This window comes from Echinicola sp. 20G (assembly GCF_015533855.1).
Lineage (GTDB): Bacteria > Bacteroidota > Bacteroidia > Cytophagales > Cyclobacteriaceae > Echinicola.
This window is the reverse complement of the sequence record NZ_AP024154.1, coordinates 5,222,796-5,237,828: the sequence shown is the minus strand read 5'-3', so window position 1 is coordinate 5,237,828 and position 15,033 is coordinate 5,222,796. Positions and strand designations below refer to the sequence as shown.

The 15,033-nt window shown below is 40.3% G+C and carries 8 protein-coding genes; 6 read left to right on the top strand and 2 right to left on the bottom strand.

What is annotated here, in order from left to right:
• The first annotated feature begins 269 nt into the window (after positions 1–269).
• From JL001_RS21060 to JL001_RS21035, 6 genes are all read left to right on the top strand, one after another.
• Positions 270–3,464 carry a SusC/RagA family TonB-linked outer membrane protein gene (locus tag JL001_RS21060; RefSeq protein WP_200979659.1) on the top strand — a complete coding sequence of 1,065 codons (3,195 nt, stop codon included), beginning with the start codon at positions 270–272 and terminating at the stop codon, positions 3,462–3,464.
• Between the two features lie 12 nt (positions 3,465–3,476).
• Positions 3,477–4,874, top strand: coding sequence for a SusD/RagB family nutrient-binding outer membrane lipoprotein (locus tag JL001_RS21055; RefSeq protein ID WP_200979657.1), 1,398 nt, complete (start codon positions 3,477–3,479; stop codon positions 4,872–4,874).
• A gap of 595 nt (positions 4,875–5,469) precedes the next feature.
• The gene (locus JL001_RS21050) at positions 5,470–8,565 is read left to right on the top strand and encodes a SusC/RagA family TonB-linked outer membrane protein (protein WP_200979655.1); all 3,096 of its coding nucleotides are present in this window, start codon (positions 5,470–5,472) and stop codon (positions 8,563–8,565) included.
• Positions 8,566–8,580: 15 nt separating this feature from the next.
• On the top strand, positions 8,581–9,996 hold the full coding sequence (locus JL001_RS21045) for a SusD/RagB family nutrient-binding outer membrane lipoprotein (protein ID WP_200979653.1): 1,416 nt from the start codon (positions 8,581–8,583) through the stop codon (positions 9,994–9,996).
• A gap of 69 nt (positions 9,997–10,065) precedes the next feature.
• Positions 10,066–11,361 (top strand): D-alanyl-D-alanine carboxypeptidase/D-alanyl-D-alanine-endopeptidase, encoded by a 1,296-nt coding sequence (locus tag JL001_RS21040; RefSeq protein WP_200979651.1) that lies wholly within the window; start codon positions 10,066–10,068, stop codon positions 11,359–11,361.
• A gap of 110 nt (positions 11,362–11,471) precedes the next feature.
• Positions 11,472–12,083, top strand: a complete 612-nt coding sequence (locus tag JL001_RS21035; RefSeq protein ID WP_200979649.1) for a hypothetical protein — start codon at positions 11,472–11,474, stop codon at positions 12,081–12,083.
• 2 nt (positions 12,084–12,085) lie between these two features.
• On the opposite strand, the gene JL001_RS21030 is transcribed toward JL001_RS21035, so the two are convergent.
• Together JL001_RS21030 and JL001_RS21025 are read right to left on the bottom strand one after the other, a co-directional pair.
• Positions 12,086–12,565 carry a thioredoxin family protein gene (locus JL001_RS21030; protein ID WP_200979647.1) on the bottom strand — a complete coding sequence of 160 codons (480 nt, stop codon included), beginning with the start codon at positions 12,563–12,565 and terminating at the stop codon, positions 12,086–12,088.
• 17 nt (positions 12,566–12,582) lie between these two features.
• Positions 12,583–14,952, bottom strand: coding sequence for a TonB-dependent receptor (locus JL001_RS21025; RefSeq protein WP_236252929.1), 2,370 nt, complete (start codon positions 14,950–14,952; stop codon positions 12,583–12,585).
• Positions 14,953–15,033: the final 81 nt, after the last annotated feature.

The following is a 15,033-nucleotide window of genomic DNA, read 5'->3' as shown; positions in this document are numbered from 1 at the left end:
AGTAACTAATTATATAAATGAAATGATTAAAAGCTTCGGAAAGGTTTCGGGGCTTTTTTTATTTTTCAATAATTCCACAAAACCTAATAAGAAAGATTAAATAAAATTTATTTTAGCGGTTTGTTTCTTAACGAAATATTTACATAATTGAAATATTATATTTTGAATATATTTAGTAACAATATGTATTCGGTTTATAATTTTTTGTTTCTTGTTTTTTAAGAAATATTATTTTGAATTTATTTTAACAACACACAAATCAAGTTTCAATGAAAAAAATCTTTACGAAAATGTCCCTGCTTGTTTTCGTTTTCTTTCTTGTCCTTCAGGTTAGGGCTCAAGAAGTGACGGTTACAGGTAAGGTGACTACACAAAAAGATGGCTCACCCCTTCCTGGAGTGAGCGTTCTTTTGCAAGGAACCGCTCGTGGTTCTGTGACAGACTTAGATGGGATGTATTCCATTGATGTTTCTGGAGGGGGAGGTACTTTGGTATTTTCTTACCTTGGCTTCGTGTCCCAAACGATTTCTATTAACAACAGGACCAAAATAGATGTGGTGATGGCTGAAGATGTTTCTCAGCTAGGTGAAGTGGTGGTTACGGCCTTGGGGATCACCCGTGATGAAAGATCTATTGGCTACGCCACCCAAGAAGTAGATGGTGAAAACCTTACTTTTACCAAAGAACAAAATGTACTGGGATCCTTATCAGGTAAGATCGCAGGGGTTCAGGTAGAAGGTGCTTCAGGAGCTAGTATGGGAGGAACCCAGAAAATAAAAATCAGGGGAGTTAACTCCATTTCTGGTGGTAGCCAACCACTTATTGTGGTAGACGGAACTCCTATTTCAAACTCTAATTTTTCCGGTAGTTCGGGGGTAGATTATGGTAACTTGGGTCAAGATGTAAACCCAGAGGATATAGCTTCTATCAATGTACTTAAAGGACCAGCTGCTTCAGCATTATATGGAATTAGAGGTCAGTATGGTGTAGTGATGATCACCACCAAAAAAGGCCAAGAGGACTCCAAGGTCAAAGTAGAGTTGAGTTCTGCAGTCTTTGTAGAAAGTGTCTATAACTTGATGCCATATCAGAATTTATATGGTGGGGGTTCAAGCCAGACTTGGAGAACCTTACCAAATGGTGATAGGTATGTTGATATGTCGGTTGATGAGAGTTGGGGGCCACTTATGGACGGCACCATGGTTAGACACGTTGAAAGCTTTTATCCTCAGGATCCGGAATATGGCCAATTGGCACCATTTGTTCCTCATCCTGACAATATCAAAGATTATTATGAGACTGGCACTAATGTAAACAATGGTGTAACCATTACTGGTGGAGGTAAAAATTCAAATTATAGAATAAGCTTGAACGATACCAGAGTCCAAGGAGTGGAACCCAATACAATGCTCAAAAGAAATAATGTTGGGGTGAGTGTAGGGACAGATTTAACAGAGAAGTTGAGGGTGTCTACCAATATTAATTATGCAGCAAACAGAGGTAGAAGACCTGGACAAGGTTCTGAGGATGGGTCTAGGTATATGGGGCAATGGTTCCAAAGAAGTTTGGATATGGAAAGACTCAAGGATTACAAGTATGACGATGGTAGCTTTTTTCACTGGAACTTAAGAAGACCAAGTACTTCTACCGGTGAAGTAACCAACTTCTCTCCATTATACTGGGCAAACCCTTATTTCTTAGCATATGAAAACTTCTCTAATGATAGTAGGGATAGACTTTTCGGTGATGTAGGGTTGACTTATCAGGTCCTTCCAGAACTGAAGTTAAGTGGCTTTGTTAGGTCCGATATGTATACACAGAATATTGATTCCAGAGCTGCTTTTGGTGGCCGTGGAAACCCCGGTTATTCCGTAGGTAAATACCAGAACAAAGAGATGAACTATGAGTTTTTAGCTCAATATACCAAGACATGGGACAAATTCTCTCTTGATGCCAACTTTGGTACCAATTTCTATGATAGAGATTATTCTTATCTATCTATGGCTACCGTTGGAGGTTTGTCTTCTCCAGGTTTTTACAATATTGATGCTTCCATTGATAGACCAGCGACAAACTCTTATAAGTTGAGAAAGCAAATCAAGAGTGTCTATGGAATGGTTTCATTAGGATATGATAACATTTATTTCCTTGATGCTTCAATCAGGAATGATAACACATCGACTTTACCAAAAGGAAACAACTCCTATTGGTATCCTTCTTTGTCTGGTAGTTTTGTCTTTAGTGAGCTAATGGATTGGACTCCTTTGACTTTGGGTAAATTGAGATTGAGCTATGCGCAGGCAGGCTCTGACTTGGCTCCATATGGCACCACTTCTTTTTACAATGTAGGTTCAATTTATTCTGGTTCATCTACTGTGAATACACTTGCTGTGCCTGATAATTTGAACAATCCAAATGTAGAACCTTCTTTCGCACACTCATATGAAGCAGGTTTGGACTTGAAATTCTTCGAAGGAAAATTGGGATTGGCGTTTACCTATTACCAACAGATCAACAAAAACCAAATCCTTAGCTTGGATGTGTCTGGAGCAAGTGGCTATGGATCTGCTACTATCAATGCAGGTCAAATAGAGAACAAAGGCTTTGAATTGGCGATTACTGCCACTCCTCTACAGCAAAGCAAACTCAATTGGGATATTGCCTTTAATATCAGTAGAAACAGAAATGAAGTGGTTGAACTTTACCCGGGTATAGATGTCTATCAGTATGGTAGCACGACCTATTCTTCTACTTCTAGCTATTTGAATTCCTATGTGGGTAAACCTTTTGGAAGTTTGGTAGGTCAGGCATATCAAAGAGATGAAGCAACTGGTAAGATTTTGTTAGATGGCAACAATCTTCCTCTTTATACAGATGCTACACATGATTTTGGCACAGTATTGCCTGATTTCAATGGCGGTTTGCAAAACGTGTTCTCTTATGGAAACTTTGATTTAGCGGCAATGGTTGACTTCCAGATCGGCGGTCAGTTCTTCAGTAGGTCTAAAATGTTGGCCGTTAGAACTGGACTTGACCCAATAAGTGCCGAAATCAATGATAAAGGATTCAATGTTCGTGATGATGTGGCAGATGGTGGAGGAGTAAGAGTGGAAGGTATTTCTGCAGAGACTGGCGAAGATGTGGTAGCTTATGTTAATCCTAGATCATACTATGGAGTGGTAGCGAGAAGAATTTATGAAGACTGGTTGTATGATGCTTCATATGTAAGATTGAAAGAAGTACGATTAGGTTACAACTTCACCAAAAATAAGTTGGGGAACTTACCAGTAGAAAATGTAAGGGTAGCACTTGTAGGCAGAAACTTAGCAATGATTTTCCAAAACGCACCTAAGGGCATCAACCCTGCTGAAATTTCCACTGGAAGCCAGTCGATTGGTTGGTATGAATCAGGTCAGTTGCCTTCTGTACGTTCTGTTGGGTTTAATCTAAATGTTACCTTTTAAAGAGAAGAAACCATGAAGAAGTTAAATATATTTATACTATTAGTAGCCTTATTTTCTGGTTGTGATCAGTTTGATGATGATATCAATGTCAATCCAAACGCCCCTAGCCAAGCTTCAGGTACGCAACTAATCGCAAATGCCATGTTGTATTTGCCAGGATTAAGTTCATCTCCTTCGGCTCAGTTTATGTCTCAGTATCTTTCTGAAACACAATATGTAAATGCATCCCTTTACCCTCAGTCCAGTACCAGTTTTTATGGTTTGTACCAAGGACCATTGATGAACTTGGAAACTGTACTGAATGCAGATGATTTAAGTGGTAATGAAGGCCCAATACCCAATCAATTGGCGGTAGCAAGTATTCTTAAGTCTTACTTTACTTGGCATATCACGGATAGATGGGGAGATATACCTTATACCGAGGCACTTCAAGGTGCTGATGACTTTACACCAGCATATGATACACAAGAATCGATTTATAGCGATTTGTTAAGTGTTTTGACAGCAGCCGATAATCAAATTGTAGCTGGTAGCATTAGCAATGACATCATTTATGATGGTGATATGTCTAAGTGGTCCAAATTAGCCAATACCATTAGAATGTTGATGGCGCTTAGGTTGTCAGAAGTAAATCCAAGTCTTGCTCAGCAGGAGTTCACTGCAGCGATGCAGGCTGGTGTAATGGAATCCAATGATGATAATTTGGTTTTCAAACATTTGGCAGATGCCAACAACCAGAATTATTGGTTTAGCCAAATTGACTTGCAAGGTAGAGAATGGTGGGCTTTGAGTGAGACTTTGGTGGAAAAAATGAAGCCATATGGAGATCCAAGGCTTTTCGTGTATGGAGATCCTAACAGAACAGATGGTGATTACACAGGTTTACTTTTCGGAGATATTGAGGATTTCGATACTGAAAAGTATGCCCTTTTGGGAAGTGCCATTCACCAACAGGATGCTCCAGTTTACCTGGTGACTTATGCCCAGACATTATTTGCTATGGCAGAAGCAGCCAAGTTGGGATGGGTTTCAGGAGGAGATATTGAGGCAGAAAATTACTACAATATGGCCATTGAAAACTCCATGATGCAATGGAATGCTGACGTGAGCGGTTTGGATGCATTTATGATGCAAGCAGATATTGCTTATGATCCAGCTAGAGCCATCGAACAGATTGCGACGCAAAGATGGATTCACTTGTTTATGCATGGATATGAAGGATGGGCAGAATACAGAAGAACTGGTTATCCTGATAATATGGTTTCTCCCGGAGGTGCTGATGTACCTAACCGACAAATTTATATTGAGGCAGAGCAGTTCAATAATACTGATAATTACAATGAAGCTGTCCAGCGCCAGTTTGGTGGTGCTGAAAGCCTCTATGGGAAAGTCTGGTGGGACGCTAATTAATTAAACTAAAAATCTAAATATTTAGTCTCCTACCATTGGTGGGAGACTTTTTTTATGTCATCCAGTATGATAAAAACATATTGTTTTTCTGTTTGGTGGATTTTCATAATACTTTTTAAGGCAGTGGGTCTATTGGTGAGTTTGCTATGTCATGTGTTGTCGAATAATATTTGAAAAATAGGTTAGGGTTATCCGCATTGAATCTATCATCCAAACTTCCTTTCTCTTTCATGATAAACCTGCTTGGATTGCATTCATCAAAAATCAAAGAATTGAACAAGGTATTCACTTTAAGAGTTGTGGCTCTACCGAGCATTATTGGAGTGAAAACAAATAGTTCTTTCAGCTCTCCTGCTGCTTCTATTTGCCAACACTGGCAAGATTTCGGATTGCTGATAAGCCCTTAATAACAAACAACTTAGATTAAATAAAATTTATTTTAGCGGTTTGCTTCTTAACAAATAATTTACAAAATTGAAGTATTATGTTTTGAAACTACTGAATGTGTTCTTGAATTCAGTATAAGGTTTTGCCTTATTTTATTAAGGCAAATTTTATGTTAAAAATATTTTAATAACCCACAAATCAATTACCAATGAAAAAAATCTTTACGAAAATGACTTTGTTTGTTTTCGTTTTCTTCTTGGTGGCAGCAGTTCACGCTCAAGAAGTAACGATATCAGGGAAAGTGACCACGGAAGATAATGATTCTCCGCTTCCGGGAGTAAGTGTTTTATTACAAGGAACTAGTACGGGTTCCGTAACCAACTTGGATGGAATGTATTCTATAGATGTACCTGATGGGGAAGGGACATTGGTATTTTCCTATTTGGGTTTTGTGACGCAAAGCGTTCCGATAAATGGAAGAACCACTATTGATTTGTCATTAGCGGAAGATGTGTCTGAGTTGGGCGAGGTAGTAGTGACAGCTTTTGATATTGACCAAAGTGCAAAAAGCCTTGGTTATGCTGCCCAGGTAGTGGATGCAGGTGAAATTACCAAAACGAAGCAAACTAATGTGGTAAGTGCTTTGCAGGGGCAAGTAGCAGGGGTTCAAATCACCAATGCTGGCGGTGCTCCAGGACAAAGTGCAAGGATTGTGATCAGGGGAGTCAATTCACTGGATCCAAGTGCTAACAACCAACCCTTGTTTGTGGTGGACGGTGTGCCTATAGACAACTCTACCACTGAATCTGTCAACACTCCCCGGGGAATGACCAACAGGGCCGCAGATATCAACCCAAATGACATTGAATCGATTTCAGTTTTGAAAGGGGCAGCCGCAACAGCCTTATATGGGGTGAGGGCAGCAAACGGAGCAGTGATTATCCGAACCAAACGTGGAAAAGCCGGAGAGGTTAGGGTGGACATAAACAGCTCTATTGGCTTTGAGACCTTAAATAGACTCCCTAAACTTCAAGACCAGTATGGTCAAGGTTTTAGTGGTGAATACGACCCTTCCAGTTTCTGGCCTTCTTGGGGTGCTCCAATTTCTGAAGTAGCGCAAACTGTAGAAGGGCATAAATACCAAGATAACTGGAATAGAGCATTTGATACTGGCGTAAAGATAGACAACAGTGTCAGTATTTCTGGAGGCAGTGAAAAAGCTACGTTCTATGGCTCATTTGGTCGATTGGATCAGGATGGAATCATGCCGTTTAGTTCATGGGAGAGAACAACCGCCAAGCTCTCGGGTACGGTGACTGCCAGTGAAAAATTTAATTTTGGTGGATCCATTAATTATACCAATTCTGGGGGTAACAGAGTTCCCCATGACCGCTTCATGGAAAGAATGATGTATTGGGCAGAAACTCAAGATGTCAGGGATTATATCAATGAAGATGGGACTATGAAAACCTATGGAAATACCAATCCTATTTACGACGCAAGGTTTTCAACCTATGAAGATAATGTAAATCGGGTGATCGGAAACATCAATCTTAATTATAGTCCAGTGGAATGGTTAACTTTTTCTTATCGTTTAGGAACGGACTTTTATAGTGATGCCAGAACTGAAATAACACCTGGGCCAAAAGGCATAGATGGGGAAGTGGCTCTAAGCTCAACGGGTTATATAGAGGAAACTCGAATCAATAGCCGAGATTTGACATCCAACTTTTATGTTACTTTGAAGAAACAATTTGATGCAGACTGGAATACTACTTTACGTTTGGGAAATGATATTTTCGAAAGGAAGTATGATCGTGTAACAGCTACAGGCTCTGACTTTGTGATTCCTGAGTTTTACAATTTAAATAACACAACCCAGATTTTTGCCAGTCAAGGTAAAAGTATCAGGAGATTGGTTGGTTTTTATGGAGACCTTACAGTCGATTATAAAAACTTCTTATTCTTGAATGTCACTGGTAGAAATGATATTTCATCCACATTACCTAAGGACAACAATTCCTTTTTCTATCCATCTTTCAATTTGAGTTATGTGTTCAGCGAAACCATGGCGCTACCAGAATGGATTACATTTGGAAAGTTGAGGGCATCTTGGGCGCAAGTGGGTAAAGATACCAACCCACACATACTAGGGGCTACTTTTGTATCTCCTAGTGTATTCCCACTTAATGGCCAAGTAGGTTTCAGTAGAAACAGTGATTTTGGAGATCCCGCATTGAAGCCAGAGTTGACCACTTCCATTGAATTTGGTACACAGATGGCCTTTTTTGATGGGAAAGTTGACTTGGATTTCACTTATTATAAGTCTAATGCAAAAGACCAAATCATACCGGTTCCAATTTCTGATGCTACAGGATTTAGTTCCTACATTACCAACGCTGGAGAGATTCAAAATAGTGGTATAGAGGTTATTTTAGGTGGCCAGATTATCGAAAAGTCCGATTTTACATGGAGGGCCACGGCCAACTTTTCCATGAATAACAATGAAGTGAAAGGGATTAGAGAAGGCATAGATGAAATTGTAGTGGGAAGTCAGTTTGGATATGGTGGAAGCACGGTGACCATGAAGTTAATTGAAGGTGAAGCTTATGGTAATATCTATGGGACAAGTTATCAGAGATATGGGGCTGACCCGGAAAGCAAATATGCGCAATCAGATCTACCAATGATCATTGCAAGTTCAGGTTTTCCTGCTAGGAATGCTGGTCAGCTGATACTTGGAAATGCAGTTCCTAAGTGGATTGGAGGCTTGAAAAATGATTTTACTTTCAAGAATTTTGATTTAAGCTTTTTGATTGACTTCAGGGCAGACATTGATCAATACAATCAGTTTGACAATTTCCTTTCTGCCTTTGGTAAAAACGATTATACGGAAGCAAGGAATGATGTAATTGTTTTTGATGGAGTCCTATCAGATGGTTCTCCCAATACCCAAGAAGTTTGGTTAGGTCAAGGAGAAGGCCCTGATGGTAGGGATTATGGAGCCGGTTATTGGAGAAATACTTACCGTACGATCAGTGAAAACTTTGTACAGGATGCAAGCTTTATCAAATTGAGGAATATAACATTGGGGTATAATGTTAAATCTAGTGTGTTGGAAAATACACCATTTAGATCAATTAGAGCATCCGTTGCAGCCAACAACATCATTCTTTATACCCCTTGGGATGGTTTTGACCCTGAATCATTCTCGGCCGGAGCCGGAGGAAACGCAGTAGGCTTTACCGGTTTGGGCTACCCAGGAGTGGAGAGCTTTTACTTTACATTGAATTTGGGACTCTAAGAAATGAAAGGAATTATGAAATTGAAATATAAAATCAGTAATATACTTGGGGCGCTGGTAATACTATTAGCCAGTTCTTGTGAATCCTATTTGGATGTCAATGAAAACCCGAACAATCCACAAGATGCCCCTATCTCCGGGTTGATGACCCATGTGACATATCAGTCAGCATTGAACACTTACAGAGTGGGGAGTATAACTTCGAACTATGTCCAGTATTTGGCTTCACCTAACCCTGCAAGTTCTTCAGATACCATGGAGCCTGTAAGTTATAGTTCCACTTGGTTTAACTTGTACAATGCCATGACGGATTTATATGTGATGATCGATAAAGCTGAAGAGTCAGGAGCGGGGCATTACCTAGGAGCCAGTCAAATTTTGATGGCACTCAATTTAGGAATGGGAGTGGACATTTTTGGTGATATGCCTTTTTCTGAAAGTTTTAACTTCGAAACGGTTACACCTGCTTATGATGATGACGCTGCCCTTTATGATCAAATCTTGAGCTACCTAGATGAAGGGATTCAAAATTTAGAAGGGGAAACTACCATATCCATTGGTGCCGATGATTTTATTTTTGAAGGAGATGTAGACAAATGGATTGCTTTTGGAAATATGCTAAAAGCCAGGTACATGATTCACCTGAAAGGGGATGCAGGTTATAACGCAGCCGAAGTTTTGTCAGCAGTGGATAATGGTTTTGCTTCTAATGACGATGATGCCAAAGTAAACTTCTTCGAACAAGACTTTAACCCTTGGGCCAGTGTGGCAAGAAATAATGCCAACCTTTTATTGGGAGGATGGATTTCCGAACAGTTTATTCAGGCTTTGGACGGAACTTCTTATCCGATATTTGACCCTAGGTTACCTCTAATGGTAGGAACGACTGATGAAGGGGAGTTTGTCGGTACTGTTAATGGTGCTGGTAGAGGCGATGCTCCTGAACAAGGTGCAAGGTCCACTTTGGTGGAGGGGCAGTACTATACCACCATTACTTCTCCTGTATTGATTGGAACATATGCTGAGCAGAAGTTTATTGAAGCGGAGGCAGCATTTGATACAGATAAGGCGCGGTCCTACCAAGCTTATTTAGATGGCATTAGGGCTCACATGACAATGCTCAGTGTGCCAGAGGCAGATATGAATGCTTACCTCGCGGATCCAAGTGTAAGCATGGGAGAAGCTGCATTCTCTTTGTCAGATATTTTCAAGGAGAAATGGGTAGCTTTGTTCCTGCACCCTGAAACATGGAATGATGCTAGAAGGTTTGATTATGCTTATGAAGGAATGGATCTACCAGTAAACTTAAACCCTGATTTAAATGGACAGTTTATCAGAAGGTTGGCATATCCGGATAGTGAATTGAGTAGAAACGGTAACAATGTCCCAGAAGTCAATCTCCTAGATAGAATTTTCTGGAATGCGAATTAAATTTTAATATTTCACATATGGTCTCCTGCTGATTATTCAGTAGGAGACTTTTTTATTTTAATTAGTAGGATGAAAAATATACTATTAGCAGCGCTGATACTACTGTCTGCCTGCAAAGTCCAACATATCAAGAAATCTGTCAGAGATTCGGAAGTTTTTGACCAAGGTTTTACAGGTTTTATGCTTTTTGACCCAGCCAAGGACAAGGTGCTTTATGCCATGAATGAAGACAAATACTTTACGCCTGCGTCCAATACGAAGATGTTTACTTTCTATGCTGCTTATAAAATTCTTGGAGAACGAGTAAATAGTTTGGATTATATAGAAAGCGGGGATTCTTTGATCTTTTGGGGAACTGGTGATCCAGCCTTGCTTCATCCGGACTTTGAGGACTCCTCTGTTTTGGATCTGCTAAAAGGAACAGATAAAAAATTGTATATGGCAGACAATTTTGATGAAGTGCAGGCTTACGCTTCAGGATGGTCTTGGAACTGGTACAATTATTATTACGGTCCAGAGCGCTCAGCAATGCCGGTTTATGGGAATATTATTCGCTTTAAGAAAGATTTGGCTGAAGATAGGATGCATTTTTCACCTTTGTTTTTTGTGAATAATATCAAGGAGGACCGCTACATGCCTACCCGTAGTTACAGCATTGTTAGAGATCAAAAGATGAATGACTTCCGTTATTACCTGAAGGCCGATTCACTAAGCTTTGAGACCGATAAGCCTTTTGTGACCTCCAGTCAATTGGCCAAAGAGCTGCTTATGGATACACTTGGAAAAGAGATCGCAGTGATAGATTACGAACCTTTTAAACATAGAGAACATCAAAAGCTTCAAGGGATCTCCACGGATTCTTTGTACAAACAGATGCTGACCATCAGTGATAATTTTTTAGCGGAACAATTGATGGTTTTGGTAGCAGATGAGTTGTTTGATTCGCTAGAGGTGAAGAGTGCGATTCGATATGTGACGGAGAATTACCTGGATGACTTGCCTGACAGCCCCCAATGGGTGGATGGCTCAGGGCTTTCCAGTCAAAATAAGTTTACCCCGAGAAGTATTGTAAAGCTGTTGGAGAAGATCAGGGCGGAGGTGCCAGAGGAGAAGATATTTGCTTATTTTCCTTCCGGGGGGAAGTCAGGAACCATCCGGTCTTGGTATAAGTCTGATGATGAAAATCCTTATGTATTTGCCAAAACGGGTACTTTGAGCGGGGTACATTGCCTGAGTGGCTATTTGCTGACCAAGTCTGGAAAAACACTTTATTTTAGCTTTATGCACAATAATTATGTGATCAGTTCCAGCGAATTGAAAAGAGAAATGGAAAAAGTACTGTATCAGATTTATACCAAGTATTAGTCTGAAGATCAAGAGGAAATGTTTTCTACTTCTTCGATCATATTTATTTGGAGGAAGTTTTTTATTAAACTGAATAATGATAAATTTAGTTATTCTAAAACTTTTGATAAATGAAGAGGGTACTTTTCTTATTACTCTATCTGGTTTCTGCACAAAGCCTTTATGCTCAGTTTTTTGACAATAATTTCATCTATTCTTCAGGAGAAATTTATGGAGGCAATTACTTGGGTGGAGAGATAGCCCTTAATTGGGTCTATAAAGAAAAACATGCCTTTAAATTTGGCTGGGTGGCCAATGCAAAAACGCCAGAAAACAGGCCCGAGGACTATAAAATTGGCTTAATAGATGCTTTGATGCTGGGAACCACAAAACCTTATGATTTGATGGAAACCTATCAGGTCGGTTATGGCAGGATCGTTCCGATAAATCCTTTAGGGACCATTAGGGCGAACCTGTCAATTGGGCTGGCCTATTCGAAATTAAAAAAGCCGACCAATTGGGAAAAAGTACAAGATAATTTTCTGGCCCAAAATTATACTTGGGAATATGAAAGAGAAAACCATATGAGCATCGTTGTCAGTCCAAAAATTGAATTTCCTTTCTCACGGTATTTTGGCTTTACCGTTGGCCCCATTTTGGTCATGAACAAACAGGAAACTTTTGTAGGAATAGGAGCCGGTACAATAATGGGCCTGCTTCGCAGAGAGAAAAAACAATCCTAAAATCACTCAAAATTGCTAAGCCATTCCATTAATTTTTGACTATATAGGTATTCAAATCTTCTGTCCAATACCTTAAAGTCATTATCCAGCACAATCATAGTAGGAGGGGCAAATGTTCCATTTCTTTGGCCTAATAACATGGCCAGGTCATGGATGCCAGCCCTCTTGTCAGTCGCTTGTCGATTGAAAAATACATGCCTATCAAATTGGATGGTGTCCCGGCTTTCAGCATCCATTCTAACTGCATAAAATTCGCTGTTAATTTTTTGGATGACTTCAGGCTTGGTGAATACTTTACGGTCCATCTTTTTACAATAGGTACACCAATCCGTATAGAAGTCGATGAAAACTTTCTTGGGCTGCTTGGAAAGGGAGTCATCCAATTGCTCAAATGAGAGCCATTGAATGCTTTCCTGAGCAAGAACATCCTTGCCCAAGAAAAACATTATCAGTAATATGAATAGGGTCTTTGAGTGTTGCATTTTTTTGTTGGGAAACTTTAATGGAAGTTCCCTATTTTGATTCCAAAGAAATAGGTCCTTGGCCTAGCCGGGCCATAAATGTAGTTGGAATCCCTTAAAGGGCCTTGATCAAAATCATTTTGATAGCTGTTAAACATATTTTGTACCCCACCACTTAACTCTAAGTGAAAATCCTGCATCAGGTCAAAATGGTAGGAAAGCTTTAAATTAGCATCTAGAAAGGCTTTGCTGTCCACCAAGTCCAGGTATCCGGTAGGACTGATCACATGGGGAACGATCATGGAGCCCGTATAAGTTCCAGTCAAGTCTAGTGCAAGGTGCTCATTGATGGCCCAGTTGGAAGCGAGGTATCCATAGGCATTTGGTGAACGGACAAACTGTTTGGTGCTGACCGTAGGCTCTGTTTCATTGTCTTCCTCAGGTTCAAAAAGGACTTGTTCATTTTGGTATTCAGACTGCTGAAGTGTTCCACCTGCTTGGAAAAGCAATTTGGAAGAAGGGGAGAGGCTCAATTCAAAATTCCCTCCTTGCACAGATGCACCTGTTCCGTTTCGGACTTCCTGCAAAATAGAACCATTGGGTAAAGTGGCCCCGGTGCTGACAGTGGTAAAGGGTCTTTTCAGTTTGGTGTGGAATCCCTCTGCAAGAAAGCTGAATTGGGTATCGCCAAAATTACTGGAATAGTTTATAGAAAGGGTGTAGGCATCCGATAGCTCTGTTTTTAGATCGTCCGAAAGGATTACAAAGGTTGGTTCACCACCTACAGAAGAGATATGAAGGTCTTCGTTAAAAGCTTGTGGAGCCCTGAACCCTCTTGCATAACCAGTTCTCAGCTGAAGTTTGGGGTTGATATCGTAGAGGATATTGGCCCGTGGGCTAAGTACACTGGTGGACACATCGGAAGATCTTTCTATGTCACTAATGCGATAAAAGCCGTCCACCAATGTATGGTCAAACCTTCCACCAGCCAAGGCTGTAAGTCTATCGTTGGGTCGCCATTCATATTGTCCATAGAAACCGATAGACTGGACGCGCTGATCGACCAAGCGGTTATAGCCTGCAATTTCATCTCTTACTTTGCTCAATTGGTATTCCGACCCAAAAATGACTACATCATTATTGGTGAAACTCCTTGAAAACTGAGAGCCGGCAACCAAGGAAAGGTCATCAGTGACGCCATAGGCGTTAGCTGCCAAAATACTGTCAGCTTCAGTTCTTCCACCTCCCAAGCCTCCATAGTAACTGTTTCTCTGAGTCGTTTGGCCAGAAATGTAAGTAGAGAATTTGTTACGGTGGTCTTGGCTGAAAAGCTCATAAGTCAAGCCTCCAATAACTGTATTATGCTCCAGTTCCTCGGTGATATCCGTGAAGTGGGGAGCCAGGTCCAATGCATTGCCACCTCTTCTATATTCTTTAATCGCACTGAAATCCAAGGTGATTTTGCTCAGTTCAGAAGGTTTGATAAAGGATTTTAATCCAAAGGTGTTGTTTTCTAAGGTGGTGAGTTCTGTAAAACCATCATCATTGGCATCATAGCTGTCCCGGTTTCTAAACATCCCATAAAAAGTCACCCCGGTTTTAAGGTCTTCACTGGTGATGGATCCATTGAAGTTAAGCATTTTGTCAGGAGATTGTCCATCGATCAAGGCAAGGTTAGAACCGACCTGCCAAGTATTTTCTACGGGCTCTTTAGTGATGATATTGATGGTGCCAGCAATGGCATTGGAACCGTACAAAGCAGATCCACCACCTCTGACCACCTCTACTCGTTCGATGATATTGGTCGGGATTTGATCCAATCCATAGACACTGTTTAGGGCACTAAATACAGGGCGACTATTGATCAAAATCTGGGAATAGGCACCTTCCAGACCATTAAGTCTTACCTGCGTAAAACCACAATTCTGACAATTGGTTTCTACCCTTACTCCAGGCTGATAATTAAGCCCATCAGAAAGTGCTAAAGATTGGGTGGCGTTGAAAAGTTTAGGGCTGAGGACATTGACCACTACAGGGGCTTCCTTTCGGTCAAGTTCATATCGGGTAGCACTCACTACAACTTCATTGAGATTGAGCTTATCCTCTTTCAATTCCAAATCAATGTGGGTGGCTTTTCCAGATAGGATAGTGATTTTTCTTTGGATGGTTTGGTAGCCCATCCATTTCACTTTTAGAGTTTGTTCACCTGTTGGAACATTCGTAATCTGAAATGAACCATTAGCATCCGTCATTGCTCCAAGCTCTGTACCCAATACTTGAATAGCGGCGTAAATAGGCGCCTTGTCTTCCACATTGATTTTTCCAGAAATGCTTCCAGTTTCTTGGGCAAAAGCAATAAGAAAGCTGTTTAAAAATAGCATACTTGAGGCAATGGATAACTTTATCATGTTTTAATATTTTCTAAAATATTTGTTTAGATAAACGAAATTAAAAATTAAATAAACAGAAAAAAAATATTAGATAAGGCT